Origin of the sequence: Paenibacillus sp. FSL H8-0282 (assembly GCF_037963825.1) — a bacterium.
Classification (GTDB): Bacteria; Bacillota; Bacilli; order Paenibacillales; family Paenibacillaceae; genus Paenibacillus_AQ; species Paenibacillus_AQ odorifer.
In genome coordinates this window covers 965,301-980,948 of record NZ_CP150146.1, presented here as the reverse complement: position 1 = coordinate 980,948, position 15,648 = coordinate 965,301, and the positions used below count along the sequence as shown (strand labels likewise).

The window sequence follows — 15,648 nt, the reverse complement described above, 5'->3', positions numbered from 1 at the left end:
GTACCTGTGGATTATATTATTCTGGACATCGAATTCAACGGCCGTAAGTTTGCCAGCGAGCACCCTATGGAGGTCATTGAGATTGGAGCCGTCCGGTTAGACTCTTCACTGCAGTATAAGGATGAATTTTCTTCCTTGATCAAACCTATATATTTCTCCACCCTAAATTCCTTTATTAAGAAAAAAACGGGTATCCCTCAAGAGGAAATCGATATTGCCGCCCGCTTCCCCAAAGTCATCACTGCTTTTAGAGAGTGGCTTGATCTAAGTACAGACGGAGTTCTGCTGCTTACCTGGGGTGGCGAAGACATGAAGCGAATCATTCAGGATGTGCGCATGCACAAGATGGACGAATCCTACTGGATGTCCGCTACGTATTTCGATTTGCTCAAAGGAGTTCTTCGTGCGCGTGGTCTTAGCAATGATGTCAGCGTGGAAAGCGCGATGGCATTGTTTGAGCTTGAGCCTACTGGATCTGCACACCGGGCGCTGGATGATGCACGGATGACGTCAGAGATCTTCCGCGCCGTGTTTAAGGATCTGGATTTTGAGCGTTCACAGCATTACGTAGATACCTTCTCCAATGCCAAAGAACGCAAAACAGTTAAGGTAGCCATAAAGGCTATGACCTCACAAAAAATTGTACCTACCTGGGACCTTGTCGTTGAACACTACTTCTCAGACAAAGCAACCCTTGCGGACCCTCGTAAGCTGGAGGAATTGCACAATTATTTCACAGCACAAATGGGTCATAAATAAATTCAAGCAGCAGCAAAGCTCAACATAGCTCAACATTATAGACTTATTCATAGCAGCGGCAGACTTCCCCATGATCATTCAGAGGGTAGCTGCCGCTGTTTTGGATATGCTAAAAAAACCATTTGACCTTCACGTTACGTAAAGGTGTACATTTGATTTGTAGGAGGTGATACTACGGAATACACAGTGCAGAAGCTCGCAGAGTTAGCTGGAATCAGCACACGGACCCTGCGCTACTACGATGAGTTTGGCATTCTTAAGCCGGCGAGAATCAACTCTTCGGGGTATCGTATCTATGGCCGTACCGAAGTAGATCTACTACAGCAAATTTTATTTTATCGGGAGCTTGGCTTAAGTCTGGAACGTATCAAGGCTATTATGACAGAGCCCTCATTCGACGGAGCCAAAGCGCTGCGGGAGCATCATGACAAGCTACTGGAAAAAAGACAGCAATTAGATCTATTAATCGCTAACGTCGAAAAGACGCTGGCTCAAAAAGAAGGGAGAATTACCATGAGTGATACTGAAAAATTCGAAGGCTTTAAACAAAAGCTGGTAGATGACAACGAAAAGAAATATGGCCAAGAAATAAGGGAGAAATACGGAGATGACACCATTAATCAATCCAACCAAAAGCTTAAAGGAATGACAGAAGAACAATATGCCGCTATACAACAGCTTGAGGAAGAGATGTTCGAAACACTCTTGCAAGCAATGGAGCATGGTGATCCTGCCAGTGTATTAGCGCAAAAAAGTGCAGACCTACACCGTGAGTGGCTCTCCTTCTACTGGAATTCCTATTCCAAAGAAGCTCATGCTGGTGTTGCACAATTGTATGTTGATGATGAACGTTTTACCGAATACTATGACAAACGCCGCCCTGGACTCGCTGCGTTTCTAAGAGATGCCGTACATGTATATACGGGAAAAAATGCGTAAGCGCACGAACAATATTTTAAAATAGAAAAAGGCATCCGGATACTCCGGATGCCTTTTTTTTGAGGCAATAGCAATCAGCAGAAATCACAGACTGCGGTGCAGCAGCGACAATGTATTCCGAAGCTCAGCGACAGCTACCTGGCCAGGTGCAGAAGGTTTATGTGCAGCTCCGAAGGTAAGCGCTGAACCAAAAACTTCACCTGCCAAACGGCTGATCACCCCGGCTCCCGCCATAGACATCGTTATAATCGGACGGTCTGCATATTTTTCCTTCATGATGTGTGTAGCTTCCAGCAAAGTTAGCACATCGCCTGCATCTTGGGGCATAACGGCAATTTTGGGCAAATCCCCGCCAAGCTCCTGCGCCTTGCATAACCGTGAGATGATCTCCTCTTTAGGAGGTGTACCCTGAAAATCATGATTTGAAATAATGACAGACACGTTATGAGCATGAGCAGCTTCGACCAGTAGCTTTACATCCTGCTCATCATTAAATAGTTCAACATCTATTATATCTACTAGACCGCTCTCGGCAGCAGCTTTATTCAGTGCTGTGTAATATTCCGTGCTGACTTGCTTCTCTCCGCCTTCTTTTGCACTCCGAAAAGTAAAAATCAGCGGCAGATCTGGAATCACAGAACAGATTTCGCTTAGTGCGTTCTTTACAGCTGCAACGTCTTCCACTTCAGCAAAAAAATCCGTCCGCCACTCCACCAAATCAGGTTGCAGTACTTTCAGCGCTTCCGCTTCCTGCTTCAGCTCAGACAAGGTCGCTCCAATTAGCGGAACACATATCTTAGGGATTCCTTCGCCGATGATCACATTTTTAACGGTTACTGTTCTGCTCATTATTTAAGCTCCTTATCCTATCTCATCTAGTATAGATCTTGAATATCCTGTACTGTCTATTCTACAGCGATTTACGTTTTAGAAATTGCTCGACCTCGGACAACTGCGGCAATGAAGGGATCGCCCCTTCTTTCCCTACAGCCAATGCACCTACAGCATTAGCGAAGCTCACGGCTTCCTCCATGGTCTTCCCTATGACCAGCTGCTGGGCTAATGCGCCATTAAATGAGTCACCGGCAGCAACTGTATCTACCGCCTTTACCGGGAAGCCTGGAACAGCCTTGGCACCTTCAGCATTCACAATCAGGGCACCTTTTGAACCCAAGGTTACAATTACGTTCTGTACTCCTTTTTGCAGCAAAATACGGGCTGCCTGCTCAGCAGTCTCTGCGCTATCCACAGTCATTCCGGACAAAATCCCGGCTTCCGTCTCATTAGGTGTCAGGTAAGATACCTGAGCCAGCATCTCATCCTTTAGCACTCTAGCTGGTGCAGGATTAAGGATGACCGGAATCCCCTTACGATGGGCAATCGCAATCGCCTGCTCACTCATCGCCAGATCCATTTCAAGCTGCAGCACAATGATCTTAGCCTGGCTAATCACAGCCTCCAATGCCTGAATATCCTCTACCGTAAGCTCAATATTCGCTCCAGGTACCACGATAATCCGATTTTCTCCATCTTCTTCAATAACGATTGAGGCGACTCCTGTTGCCTCATGTTCACTTACAGAAATATGCTCTATATGAATGCCTTCATTCCTGATAATCTCCAGCATTTCGCTACCAAAGGTATCTTTTCCAACTCTTCCGATCATACTAACCTCTGCACCCAGACGTGCTGCGGCAACGGCCTGATTTGCCCCTTTTCCGCCAGGAGATAGAGCAAAGGCTTGTCCAATCAGGGTTTCTCCTGCATTTGGTGACCGGTTTGTACGTACCACCATATCCATATTCAAGCTTCCAATCACAACTATATCCAACTTAGACACCACCATTAATTATTTCTTCAATCTCTTTATCTTAGGGGCTTCTGTCCACTTTATCAATCAATTCCGCTCAATTGGATTCAAAATGGTTGTTTTCACCAAATTGACGTTATGCTTTTATTCATCGAGTGTGCTAGAATAGTGGTGCAATCGCTTCCACAATGATTGCCTGCACTATTTTGAGCAAACGTTTGCACCTAAGATAATGCCCGCAGCTTCACTGCAATTTAATCTAATCCGTGATTAGGAGGCTTATCAAGTGAACGAACAAAAATTACCGTCAGTCGCTTATTTTAGTATGGAGTACGGGCTGCATTCCGATTTCAAAATGTATGCCGGAGGTCTGGGCATTCTTGCCGGAGACTACATCAAGGGTGCAAAAGATATCAACGCCCCTATCATCCCTATTGGGCTGAAGTGGAAACAAGGTTACACGGACCAAAAGATTGATGCCAATGGCAATCCGTACGACTCCTATCACAATTATGTTTATGAGTTTCTTGAAGATACAGGGGTTAAGGTAACTGTTAAAGTCCGAAAAACCGATGTGGTATGCAAAGTATGGAAAACTGATTATTTTGGCAACAGCACATTGTATTTACTGGATACGGATATTCCCGAGAATAATGATGCCTGGATCACAGGCCAATTGTACGGCTGGTTCGGCGAAGAACGGATCGCACAAGAGATCGTGCTTGGGATTGGTGGAGTCAAAGCTATGCGTGCGTTGCAAATCCCTATTGATGTCTATCACTTCAATGAGGGTCATGCGGCTCTAGCGGCTATCGAACTAATCCGTGAAAAAATGTCCGGAGGCCATACCTTCGAAGAAGCGTGGAAAGCCACTCGCGAAGAAGTCGTATTCACTACCCACACACCAATCAAAGAAGGCAACGAAACCCATCCTCTCGACCGACTTGAGTATATGAGTGCGTTCAACGGCTTAACACGTGACCAGATGGAGCGGATCGGCGGCGAGCCATTTAATATGACGGTTGCAGGTCTAAGACTATCACGTATTTCCAACGCAGTAGCCCAGCTACACGCCGATACGGCTAATAAAATGTGGAAGGAAGTAGCCGGAAGATCGGAAATTATAGGCATTACTAATGCCATCCATACTCCTACCTGGGTAGATGATAGAATGACGCAAGCCTACGAACAGGATGGAGACTTATGGGCAGTGCATAAAGAGATCAAGGGCGAACTGATCCAGTTCATCAAAGAACGTTCCGGCATTAGCTTAAATGCTGACAATTTACTCATCGGCTTCTCACGCAGAGCAGCTCCATATAAACGAAGCGACCTGATCTTCTCGCAGCCAGAAATTATCGAACCTTATCTGGAGTCTGGAAAGATACAAATCGTATTCTCCGGCAAAGCGCACCCACTCGATGATAACGGTAAAAAAATCGTCAGTAACCTAGTAGCGATGATGAAAAAGTATCCAAAGAGTGTTGTGTTCCTCGAGAATTACGATATGACGATTGGTGCCCAGCTGACGCGCGGTGCTGATATTTGGCTCAACAATCCACGCAGACCATTGGAAGCCAGCGGCACCTCCGGGATGAAAGCAGCTATGAACGGTGTATTGAACTGTTCTATTCTGGATGGCTGGTGGCCGGAAGCCTGCATCGATGGCGAGAATGGCTGGCAGATTGGAGACGGCTTCGAAACTACAGACTTTGAGGTTCTGGATAAGCATGATAGTGATGCACTGTACAACACCTTATTGAAACGTGTGCTCCCAACCTTTTACGAGAATCGTGAACAGTGGGTACAAATGATGAAAAAGAGTATCGAAACCACCCGTACGGAGTTTGCCACCAAAAGAATGTTAGATGAATATTACAACAGAATGTACATTAAAGCCTAAGTACAAGAACCGAATATCTTCTATATCAAAAAATGCAGCGCACCCCTTCAGTGATGGTAGGGATGCGCTGTTTCTTTTTTAATTCTGCTAAGCAATTAATCACTTTGTCTATCATATATATCTGAATGTGCCAACGATGTATTGACGATTACCACATATTGTAATGAGTCAATTATTTAAAAAGTGTTGCAATTTCTCTAAAAAACATTAATATAGAACTTATACTAAATCTAAAATCAAATCTTATGAGGTGATTCTATTAATGAGCTCCAATAATAATAATCTTACAACCAGCTGGGGTGCTCCAGTAGGCGACAATCAGAATTCAATAACAGCCGGTGACCGCGGTCCCACTTTACTGCAAGATGTCCATTTGCTTGAGAAATTAGCCCACTTTAACAGAGAACGTGTTCCTGAACGTGTCGTTCATGCTAAAGGTGCAGGCGCTCACGGGTATTTTGAAGTTACAAAAGATCTAACCCAATACACAAAAGCTAACTTTTTGTCTGAAGTAGGCAAACGTACACCGTTGTTCATTCGTTTTTCTACTGTAGCTGGTGAATTAGGTTCTGCTGATACCGTACGCGACCCTCGTGGATTTGCCGTGAAGTTCTATACTGAAGAAGGAAACTATGATCTCGTAGGTAACAATACGCCTGTATTCTTCGTTCGTGATGCGATTAAATTCCCGGACTTTATTCATACACAGAAACGTGATCCACAGACACATCTGAAGAACCCGAATGCTGTATGGGACTTCTGGTCTTTATCGCCTGAATCTCTGCATCAGGTAACGATTTTGATGTCGGATCGCGGAATTCCAGCTACGCTGAGACATATGCATGGGTTCGGTAGCCATACCTTCAAGTGGGTAAATGCCGAGGGCAATGCAGTCTGGGTGAAATACCATTTCAAAACAGAACAAGGCATTAAGAATCTAGATGCAGACCTTGCTGCCAAAATCGCTGGGGAAAACCCGGATTATCATACAGAGGACTTGTTTAATGCTATTGATAAAGGAGATTTCCCTGCTTGGAAGCTCTACGTGCAAATTATGCCAATCGAGGATGCGAAGACTTACCGTTTTGATCCATTTGATGTAACAAAGGTCTGGTCGCAAAAAGATTATCCGTTAATCGAGGTTGGACGTATGGTATTGGATCGCAATCCGGAGAACTACTTTGCTGAAGTAGAACAAGTTACATTCTCCCCCGGCTCTTTCGTTCCTGGTATTGAAGCTTCGCCTGATAAATTGCTACAAGGCCGTCTGTTCGCTTATGGTGATGCACACCGTCACCGGGTTGGTCCCAACCATAACAGTTTACCTATCAACCGTCCAAAAGTAGAAGTGAAGAACTATCAACGTGATGGTGGCATGGCCTTGGGCAACAATGGCGGTTCCGGTGCCTATTACGAGCCTAACAGCTTAGGAGGACCTAAAGAATCACCGCAGCATAAAACATCTCCGTTCGAAGTCTCTGGTTATGCGGATAGTGTCTCCTACAATAGTGACGATCACTATACACAACCAGGTGACTTGTACCGTCTAATGTCTGAAGAAGAACGTACCCGTCTAGTTCAAAATATCGTTGGCGCTATGACTCCTGTTGAAAGTAACGATATCAAACGTCTCCAGATTGAGCATTTCTTTAAAGCTGATCCAGACTTGGGACAGCGTATCGCATCCGGTTTGGGTTTATCTGTACCAGACGGAATGTAAGATTGTAAATGCACTTATAACTAAAGAGGACCTTTGCCCGTAGATGGGAAAGGTCCTCTTTTTGCTAATTAGCTGAAAACATAATAAATGATGACAATCACAACGCCCAGCGTGGAGACAATGGATAGACATGAAAAAAACGTGTTCCAGTTATTGCCTTTCATTTGTCTTATACACGACCAGTATAGTGGTTCTTTGGTGCTCTGCCCCATCACGTGATGATTTAACTACCGAACCGTAACAGATATTCACAATCTGTTCCTCCCGTAGTCCTGCCAGGAACTCATTAGCTTTATTCTCTGCATAAGAATTGTCAGCATCTACAAACTCTTTAACTTGAATCATCCTGATCTCCTCCTTTAATAAATTAAGTAGTTATTTTATAGTTCTGGAATCTATATGTGAACTCAACGAAATGTACATGGCGTATCACTCCCCAGGTAACAATTAATGTAAAAATATCTTCAAAATACAGTATAGGCATTTCGCAGTTTTCTACGAAATGCCTATGCATCAGCCTATCATAGCACCCAAGTATGTAATAGTCAAAGGTTTTCATTACAATATTTAGAAGGTTTTAATTCCCCTTTTAAAATGGATTGGATTTACAAATAGAAGCTGGTATACTGATCAGAAGGTCTCCATTGGGGGACCTCTATTTGTATAGGAGGGATTTTAAGATGGCAACACACCATAACAGGTTTACAAGGAATGTGCTACTTAGAGGGGGTGAAATCTACTATGAACCATAGTCTTATCTATGAAGGCTCACGGACACAGCTGCTTCAGCAGCTTATCTATTTTGATGAGGAAAAAATCGCATTTCTAAATCAATACTTTCCGGTACGGAGCAAGGATAGAAGCAACGCTGAAACGCTGTTATCCCGTTATTGCTCCGAGCTGGAACAATTACTAACTGTGTTCAATGGTGAAGATTTAAATTCACAGGTCTTTATCGGAAGTCAGCTGCAGCTTCGTTACTTGGACGATAATACTACAGATATCTATACCATCGTATTTCCTAACCAAGCAGAACCTAACGATAACAAGATTTCTATGTTGTCACCTATAGGCATGCAGCTGCTGCTGGCTGAGCTCGGCAGTACTTGTCAGCTAGCGATTCCTTCAGGTCAACTAGAGGTGAAGATCGAAAGCATTAAGTTCGTGAATAATGGTGAAGTAGGCGTTCTTATATAAGGACGATCCCTTATATACCCACTACAGCAGCGTCCCTTTCCAGATATTAAGGAGGAGGACGCTGTTCTATTATTTAAGCCTCAAACCTTCTTCCAGCTTATTAACTGACTTCTGGATCCTTGCTGCTCTGGTTTCCGGTCTTTTCGCCCCTTCGATCCAGCTCACATATTCCTTCCGATAGGAATAAGCCAAGCTGTTATAATATACCTCTGCCTGCTCATTGCTGCTTAGTGCGTCCAGAAAATCTTCTGGAGCTTCTATCTCTCGCAATTGATGATCTTGTTCCATTGTCACCCGAACTATATCTCCAGGTTGAGCATGGGCTAAGTCTCGCAGTTCTTTTTTCACGACCATAAAATGTTTCCCATTACCATGCGGCATGAGTGTTCCTCTATAGGGAATGTCATTCAGGCTTCCTTTAACTTGTATCCTTGATTTAGTTTCATATATTTGTTCAGCGTCAAAAGGAACCGTAAGATATGTCCAACTCCCATTCGTATCTGGTCTGACTAACCTTGCTTCAAATTCAAACATTGGCCCCTCCTCAAATAAAATCTCTAGTTCCTATTGTATCCATACGTGCTTAACTATACAAAAAAACACCCGCCTAATACCGGCAGGTGTTTCTCATTATAAGCGGGTGATGGGAATCGAACCCACGCTATCAGCTTGGAAGGCTGAAGTTCTACCATTGAACTACACCCGCAAAGGTATAAAATCGGGATGACACGATTTGAACATGCGACCCCCTGGTCCCAAACCAGGTGCTCTACCAAGCTGAGCTACATCCCGTTAACAATACTATAACTGCTTAGTAATAAAAATGGCGCGCCCTGAGAGATTCGAACTCCCGGCCTTTTGATTCGTAGTCAAACGCTCTATCCAGCTGAGCTAAGGGCGCAAAATCTATATGGAGCGGACGACGGGAATCGAACCCGCGACCCTCGCCTTGGCAAGGCGATGCTCTACCGCTGAGCCACGTCCGCAAAAACATGGTGCGCGTGAAGGGACTCGAACCCCCACGTCGTGAAACGCCAGATCCTAAGTCTGGTGCGTCTGCCAATTCCGCCACACGCGCACACTTTAAAGAAAATGGTGAGCCATGAAGGACTCGAACCTTCGACACCCTGATTAAAAGTCAGGTGCTCTACCAACTGAGCTAATGGCTCTCATAAATGGCTGGGGATATAGGATTTGAACCTATGCATGACGGAGTCAAAGTCCGTTGCCTTACCGCTTGGCTAATCCCCAATAATAATTAACTAAATGGCGGAACCGACGGGATTCGAACCCGCGATCTCCTGCGTGACAGGCAGGCATGTTAGGCCAACTACACCACGGTTCCATAGACATAATGCATAAGTGTAAATTGGTTGCGGGGGCAGGATTTGAACCTGCGGCCTTCGGGTTATGAGCCCGACGAGCTACCGGGCTGCTCCACCCCGCGTCATTAATTAGTATATACTATTCATTTTCACCATACCAGCTTATCCCTAAACATAATGTATAAGAGTAAATTGGTTGCGGGGGCAGGACTTGAACCTGCGACCTTCGGGTTATGAGCCCGACGAGCTACCGGGCTGCTCCACCCCGCGTCAGTGAAAAAAATGGTGGAGGCTGAGGGGATCGAACCCCCGACCCTCTGCTTGTAAGGCAGATGCTCTCCCAGCTGAGCTAAGCCTCCATGATATGACCCGTATGGGATTCGAACCCATGTTACCTCCGTGAAAGGGAGGTGTCTTAACCCCTTGACCAACGGGCCATGCTAATAATTTTATGGCGGAGAGAGAGGGATTCGAACCCTCGAGACGCTTGTGGCGCCTACACGATTTCCAATCGTGCTCCTTCGGCCAAACTCGGACACCTCTCCATAAATGGCTCCCCGAACAGGACTCGAACCTGTGACAACTCGATTAACAGTCGAGTGCTCTACCAACTGAGCTATCAGGGAATATGGTGGGCCTTAGTGGACTCGAACCACCGACCTCACCCTTATCAGGGGTGCGCTCTAACCAGCTGAGCTAAAGGCCCTTCTAAGACATATTAATATTAAGGGCAAAAAAAATACCACGGGTAATGTGGTTGTCCGCTTGGCGGCGTCCTACTCTCCCAGGACCCTTCGGTCCAAGTACCATCGGCGCTGGAGGGCTTAACGGTCGTGTTCGGGATGGGTACGTGTGGAACCCCTCCGCTATCGCCACCAAACGGGCATTTACAGCGTAAATGCTCAGGCTTAATCGCCTGAAAACTGAATCCGAATTGAATTTGCGTCGCCCGTCATCTCTTCGGGGCCCCCGGAAAGTATTCGGAATTAGCTTCGCAGCCTTTTCTTCACTTTTTGGGGTATTTTTAGGATAAGCCCTCGACCGATTAGTATTGGTCAGCTCCATGCATTGCTGCACTTCCACCTCCAACCTATCTACCTCGTCGTCTTCAAGGGGTCTTACTAATTGGGAAATCTCATCTTGAGGGGGGCTTCACGCTTAGATGCTTTCAGCGCTTATCCCGTCCGTACGTAGCTACCCAGCCATGCTCCTGGCGGAACAACTGGTGCACCAGCGGTACGTCCATCCCGGTCCTCTCGTACTAAGGACAGCTCCTCTCAAATTTCCTGCGCCCACGACAGATAGGGACCGAACTGTCTCACGACGTTCTGAACCCAGCTCGCGTACCGCTTTAATGGGCGAACAGCCCAACCCTTGGGACCTACTTCAGCCCCAGGATGCGATGAGCCGACATCGAGGTGCCAAACCTCCCCGTCGATGTGGACTCTTGGGGGAGATAAGCCTGTTATCCCCAGGGTAGCTTTTATCCGTTGAGCGATGGCCCTTCCATGCGGTACCACCGGATCACTAAGTCCGACTTTCGTCCCTGCTCGACTTGTAGGTCTCGCAGTCAAGCTCCCTTATGCCTTTGCACTCTGCGAATGATTTCCAACCATTCTGAGGGAACCTTGGAACGCCTCCGTTACTCTTTAGGAGGCGACCGCCCCAGTCAAACTGCCCGCCTGACACGGTCCCCGTACCCGATAAGGGTACTAGGTTAGAACCTAGATACGATCAGGGTGGTATCCCAACGGCGCCTCCACCGAAGCTTGCGCTCCGATTTCTACGGCTCCCACCTATCCTGTACAGATCGTACCCAAATTCAATATCAAGCTGCAGTAAAGCTCCATGGGGTCTTTCCGTCTTGTCGCGGGTAACCTGCATCTTCACAGGTATTAAAATTTCACCGGATCTCTCGTTGAGACAGCGCCCAAGTCGTTACGCCATTCGTGCGGGTCAGAATTTACCTGACAAGGAATTTCGCTACCTTAGGACCGTTATAGTTACGGCCGCCGTTTACTGGGGCTTCGGTTCATAGCTTCGGGTTACCCCTAACCACTCCCCTTAACCTTCCAGCACCGGGCAGGCGTCAGCCCGTATACTTCGCCTTGCGGCTTCGCACAGACCTGTGTTTTTGCTAAACAGTCGCTTGGGCCTTTTCACTGCGGCCCCCTCGTGCTATTCACACTACCGGGGCACCCCTTCTCCCGAAGTTACGGGGTCATTTTGCCGAGTTCCTTAACGAGAGTTCTTCCGCGCGCCTTAGAATTCTCTTCTCGCCTACCTGTGTCGGTTTGCGGTACGGGCACCTTCTCCTGGCTAGAGGCTTTTCTTGGCAGTGTGAGATCATGACCTTCGCTACTACAATTTTCGCTCCCCATCACAGCCCAGCCTTAACGATGTGCGGATTTGCCTACACATCAGCCTCACTGCTTAGACGGACATCCATCAGTCCGCGTCACTACCCTCCTGCGTCACCCCATCGCTCATAGCGGATTACGGTGGTACAGTAATTTCAAACTGTTGTCCTTCGACTACGCCTTTCGGCCTCGCCTTAGGTCCCGACTTACCCTGAGCGGACGAGCCTTCCTCAGGAAACCTTGGGCTTTCGGCGGATCAGATTCTCACTGATCTTTTCGTTACTCATACCGGCATTCTCACTTGTGTAGTGTCCAGCGCTCTTTTCAGTACACCTTCAACCCCTACACAACGCTCCCCTACCCCAGATGCAAAGCATCTAGCCATAGCTTCGGTGGTGTGTTTAGCCCCGTTACATTTTCGGCGCAGAGTCACTCGACCAGTGAGCTATTACGCACTCTTTCAATGGTGGCTGCTTCTAAGCCAACATCCTGGTTGTCTGTGCAACTCCACATCCTTTCCCACTTAACACACACTTGGGGACCTTAGCTGATGGTCTGGGCTGTTTCCCTTTTGACAATGGATCTTAGCACTCACTGTCTGACTCCCGGCAATAAGTATATGGCATTCGGAGTTTGACTGAGCTTGGTAATCCTTGCGGACCCCGCACCCAATCAGTGCTCTACCTCCACTACTCTTATACCGAGGCTAGCCCTAAAGCTATTTCGGGGAGAACCAGCTATCTCCGAGTTCGATTGGAATTTCTCCGCTACCCCCACCTCATCCCCGCACTTTTCAACGTACGTGGGTTCGGGCCTCCAGTGCGTGTTACCGCACCTTCACCCTGGACAGGGGTAGATCACACGGTTTCGGGTCTACGTCCACATACTAATTCGCCCTATTCAGACTCGCTTTCGCTGCGGCTCCACCTTCTCGGCTTAACCTTGCATGTTAAACGTAACTCGCCGGTTCATTCTACAAAAGGCACGCCATCACCCATTAATAGGGCTCTGACTTTTTGTAAGCACACGGTTTCAGGTTCTATTTCACTCCCCTTCCGGGGTGCTTTTCACCTTTCCCTCACGGTACTGTTTCACTATCGGTCGCCAGGTAGTATTTAGCCTTAGCAGATGGTCCTGCTGGATTCATACGGGGTTTCACGTGCCCCGCACTACTCGGGATCCGTCTCGGAGAGAATACAGTTTAGGCTACAGGGCTTTTACCTCTATCGCGGGCCTTTCCAGACCTCTTCACCTACCATATTCCTTTGTAACTCCATGTGAGACGTCCCACAACCCCTAAGAGCAAGCTCTTAGGTTTAGGCTGTTCCGCGTTCGCTCGCCGCTACTGACGGAATCACTATTGTTTTCTCTTCCTCAGGGTACTTAGATGTTTCAGTTCCCCTGGTCTGCCTCTACATTTCCTATGTATTCAGAAATGAGTAACTGCGAATTACCACAGCTGGGTTTCCCCATTCGGACACCCCCGGATCAAAGCTTGCTTACAGCTCCCCGAGGCAGTTTCGTTGTTCGCCACGTCCTTCGTCGGCTCCTGGCGCCTAGGCATCCTCCGTGTGCTCTTATTAGCTTAACCTTGATTCTTCCGAAGAAAAATCTCACTAATAACATTTACTTGTTTGCACAAGTTGCTAAAAGATGTTCTAAAACGCAAATTCGTTTCGGTATCCAGTTTTCAAGGATCAAGTCTTACTTGAGAGCTTAAACTCTCAAAACTGAGCAACGAGTGAGTAACAGGCCTAAACCTGAGTTTTGGAAGCTTAGCTTCCGATTTGAATGTTCTCATTGCAGAGAACGATTCTCCATAGAAAGGAGGTGATCCAGCCGCACCTTCCGATACGGCTACCTTGTTACGACTTCACCCCAATCATCTACCCCACCTTCGGCGGCTGGCTCCCTTGCGGGTTACCCCACCGACTTCGGGTGTTGTAAACTCTCGTGGTGTGACGGGCGGTGTGTACAAGACCCGGGAACGTATTCACCGCGGCATGCTGATCCGCGATTACTAGCAATTCCGACTTCATGCAGGCGAGTTGCAGCCTGCAATCCGAACTGAGACCGGCTTTGATGGGATTGGCTCCACCTCGCGGCTTCGCTTCCCGTTGTACCGGCCATTGTAGTACGTGTGTAGCCCAGGTCATAAGGGGCATGATGATTTGACGTCATCCCCACCTTCCTCCGGTTTGTCACCGGCAGTCACTCTAGAGTGCCCAGCATTACCTGCTGGCAACTAAAGTTAAGGGTTGCGCTCGTTGCGGGACTTAACCCAACATCTCACGACACGAGCTGACGACAACCATGCACCACCTGTCTCCTCTGTCCCGAAGGCCGCTGCTATCTCTAGCAGATTCAGAGGGATGTCAAGACCTGGTAAGGTTCTTCGCGTTGCTTCGAATTAAACCACATACTCCACTGCTTGTGCGGGTCCCCGTCAATTCCTTTGAGTTTCAGTCTTGCGACCGTACTCCCCAGGCGGAGTGCTTACTGTGTTAACTTCGGCACCAAGGGTATCGAAACCCCTAACACCTAGCACTCATCGTTTACGGCGTGGACTACCAGGGTATCTAATCCTGTTTGCTCCCCACGCTTTCGCGCCTCAGCGTCAGTTACAGCCCAGAAAGTCGCCTTCGCCACTGGTGTTCCTCCACATATCTACGCATTTCACCGCTACACGTGGAATTCCACTTTCCTCTTCTGTACTCAAGCCACCCAGTTTCCAGTGCGACCTCAGGTTGAGCCCAAGGTTTAAACACCAGACTTAAATAGCCGCCTGCGCGCGCTTTACGCCCAATAATTCCGGACAACGCTTGCCCCCTACGTATTACCGCGGCTGCTGGCACGTAGTTAGCCGGGGCTTTCTTCTCAGGTACCGTCACTCCGGTAGCAGTTACTCTACCGGACGTTCTTCCCTGGCAACAGAGCTTTACGATCCGAAAACCTTCATCACTCACGCGGCGTTGCTCCGTCAGGCTTTCGCCCATTGCGGAAGATTCCCTACTGCTGCCTCCCGTAGGAGTCTGGGCCGTGTCTCAGTCCCAGTGTGGCCGTTCACCCTCTCAGGTCGGCTACGCATCGTCGCCTTGGTGGGCCGTTACCCCACCAACTAGCTAATGCGCCGCAGGCCCATCCCTCAGTGACAGATTGCTCCGTCTTTCATTCTTCTCTCAGGAGAAAAAAGAAATTATCCGGTATTAGCTACCGTTTCCGGTAGTTATCCCAGTCTGAAGGGCAGGTTGCCTACGTGTTACTCACCCGTCCGCCGCTAAGTTATTTTGAAAGCAAGCTTTCAAAATAACTCCGCTCGACTTGCATGTATTAGGCACGCCGCCAGCGTTCGTCCTGAGCCAGGATCAAACTCTCCAATTAGTATTGAAAAGAGCGATATGCTCATTTTGAAACATCTGACGAGAAAATTAATTCTCTAATTTGGATTTCACTTACGTGATTTCCTACTCACTCGTTGTTCAGTTTTCAAAGATCAAGTTCTCGTTGGCGCCGTTTAATGTCTCAGCAGCAACTCTTATACTATATCATGTTCGGCTATTTAATGTCAAGCTCTTTTTTCAACTTCTTTTTCGAGCTCGGCATGCGTACTTCTTGGCCGGACTTAGAATATATCA

The 15,648-nt window shown here is 47.5% G+C and carries 9 protein-coding genes, 15 tRNA genes and 3 rRNA genes; 5 read left to right on the top strand and 22 right to left on the bottom strand.

Going from position 1 to position 15,648, the window contains the following annotated elements:
• The first annotated feature begins 6 nt into the window (after nt 1–6).
• Together NST94_RS04235 and NST94_RS04230 are read left to right on the top strand one after the other, a co-directional pair.
• A complete protein-coding gene (locus NST94_RS04235; protein ID WP_036686897.1) occupies nt 7–759 on the top strand; it encodes a 3'-5' exonuclease in 753 nt (250 codons plus the stop codon).
• Nucleotides 760–945: 186 nt separating this feature from the next.
• Entirely contained in the window at nt 946–1,698 is a 753-nt protein-coding gene (locus NST94_RS04230) for a MerR family transcriptional regulator (RefSeq protein WP_076282127.1), read from the top strand.
• Nucleotides 1,699–1,782: 84 nt separating this feature from the next.
• Here NST94_RS04230 and aroD read toward each other — a convergent pair whose 3' ends face one another.
• Together aroD and rbsK are read right to left on the bottom strand one after the other, a co-directional pair.
• Nucleotides 1,783–2,547 (bottom strand): type I 3-dehydroquinate dehydratase, encoded by a 765-nt coding sequence (gene aroD / locus NST94_RS04225; RefSeq protein WP_076130672.1) that lies wholly within the window; start codon nt 2,545–2,547, stop codon nt 1,783–1,785.
• A gap of 61 nt (nt 2,548–2,608) precedes the next feature.
• Nucleotides 2,609–3,538, bottom strand: a complete 930-nt coding sequence (rbsK, locus tag NST94_RS04220; RefSeq protein ID WP_339281703.1) for a ribokinase — start codon at nt 3,536–3,538, stop codon at nt 2,609–2,611.
• Nucleotides 3,539–3,794: 256 nt separating this feature from the next.
• Here rbsK and glgP point away from each other — a divergent pair, with 256 nt between their 5' ends.
• Both glgP and katA read left to right on the top strand, forming a co-directional pair.
• Entirely contained in the window at nt 3,795–5,411 is a 1,617-nt protein-coding gene (gene glgP, locus NST94_RS04215; RefSeq protein ID WP_076219778.1) for an alpha-glucan family phosphorylase, read from the top strand.
• 262 nt (nt 5,412–5,673) lie between these two features.
• Nucleotides 5,674–7,131, top strand: a complete 1,458-nt coding sequence (gene katA, locus NST94_RS04210) for a catalase KatA (protein WP_339281702.1) — start codon at nt 5,674–5,676, stop codon at nt 7,129–7,131.
• Between the two features lie 150 nt (nt 7,132–7,281).
• Here katA and NST94_RS04205 read toward each other — a convergent pair whose 3' ends face one another.
• Nucleotides 7,282–7,476 (bottom strand): sporulation protein Cse60, encoded by a 195-nt coding sequence (locus tag NST94_RS04205; protein WP_036686883.1) that lies wholly within the window; start codon nt 7,474–7,476, stop codon nt 7,282–7,284.
• Nucleotides 7,477–7,872: 396 nt separating this feature from the next.
• Here NST94_RS04205 and NST94_RS04200 point away from each other — a divergent pair, with 396 nt between their 5' ends.
• The gene (locus tag NST94_RS04200) at nt 7,873–8,328 is read left to right on the top strand and encodes a GreA/GreB family elongation factor (protein WP_339281701.1); all 456 of its coding nucleotides are present in this window, start codon (nt 7,873–7,875) and stop codon (nt 8,326–8,328) included.
• A gap of 69 nt (nt 8,329–8,397) precedes the next feature.
• On the opposite strand, the gene NST94_RS04195 is transcribed toward NST94_RS04200, so the two are convergent.
• From NST94_RS04195 to NST94_RS04105, 19 genes are all read right to left on the bottom strand, one after another.
• Nucleotides 8,398–8,862, bottom strand: a complete 465-nt coding sequence (locus tag NST94_RS04195) for a YdeI/OmpD-associated family protein (RefSeq protein ID WP_076279888.1) — start codon at nt 8,860–8,862, stop codon at nt 8,398–8,400.
• A gap of 101 nt (nt 8,863–8,963) precedes the next feature.
• Nucleotides 8,964–9,034: transfer RNA gene (locus tag NST94_RS04190), tRNA-Gly, on the bottom strand.
• Between the two features lie 12 nt (nt 9,035–9,046).
• Nucleotides 9,047–9,120, bottom strand: a tRNA-Pro gene (locus tag NST94_RS04185).
• A 32-nt stretch (nt 9,121–9,152) separates the two neighbouring features.
• Nucleotides 9,153–9,229, bottom strand: a tRNA-Arg gene (locus NST94_RS04180).
• A gap of 10 nt (nt 9,230–9,239) precedes the next feature.
• Nucleotides 9,240–9,314 (bottom strand) — tRNA-Gly (locus NST94_RS04175).
• Nucleotides 9,315–9,321: 7 nt separating this feature from the next.
• Nucleotides 9,322–9,406: transfer RNA gene (locus NST94_RS04170), tRNA-Leu, on the bottom strand.
• A gap of 15 nt (nt 9,407–9,421) precedes the next feature.
• A tRNA-Lys gene (locus tag NST94_RS04165) sits at nt 9,422–9,497 on the bottom strand.
• 7 nt (nt 9,498–9,504) lie between these two features.
• A tRNA-Gln gene (locus NST94_RS04160) sits at nt 9,505–9,579 on the bottom strand.
• 16 nt (nt 9,580–9,595) lie between these two features.
• Nucleotides 9,596–9,673 (bottom strand) — tRNA-Asp (locus NST94_RS04155).
• A 25-nt stretch (nt 9,674–9,698) separates the two neighbouring features.
• A tRNA-Met gene (locus NST94_RS04150) sits at nt 9,699–9,775 on the bottom strand.
• A 71-nt stretch (nt 9,776–9,846) separates the two neighbouring features.
• Nucleotides 9,847–9,923, bottom strand: a tRNA-Met gene (locus NST94_RS04145).
• A gap of 13 nt (nt 9,924–9,936) precedes the next feature.
• Nucleotides 9,937–10,012, bottom strand: a tRNA-Val gene (locus tag NST94_RS04140).
• A 6-nt stretch (nt 10,013–10,018) separates the two neighbouring features.
• Nucleotides 10,019–10,090: transfer RNA gene (locus NST94_RS04135), tRNA-Glu, on the bottom strand.
• Nucleotides 10,091–10,105: 15 nt separating this feature from the next.
• A tRNA-Ser gene (locus NST94_RS04130) sits at nt 10,106–10,198 on the bottom strand.
• 5 nt (nt 10,199–10,203) lie between these two features.
• Nucleotides 10,204–10,279 (bottom strand) — tRNA-Asn (locus NST94_RS04125).
• 3 nt (nt 10,280–10,282) lie between these two features.
• Nucleotides 10,283–10,359 (bottom strand) — tRNA-Ile (locus tag NST94_RS04120).
• A gap of 57 nt (nt 10,360–10,416) precedes the next feature.
• A 5S ribosomal RNA gene (gene rrf / locus NST94_RS04115) occupies nt 10,417–10,533 on the bottom strand.
• Between the two features lie 145 nt (nt 10,534–10,678).
• Nucleotides 10,679–13,604, bottom strand: a 23S ribosomal RNA gene (locus tag NST94_RS04110).
• Between the two features lie 232 nt (nt 13,605–13,836).
• Nucleotides 13,837–15,394 (bottom strand): 16S ribosomal RNA (locus NST94_RS04105).
• The 16S, 23S and 5S rRNA genes sit together here with 15 tRNA genes alongside, the layout of an rRNA operon.
• Nucleotides 15,395–15,648: the final 254 nt, after the last annotated feature.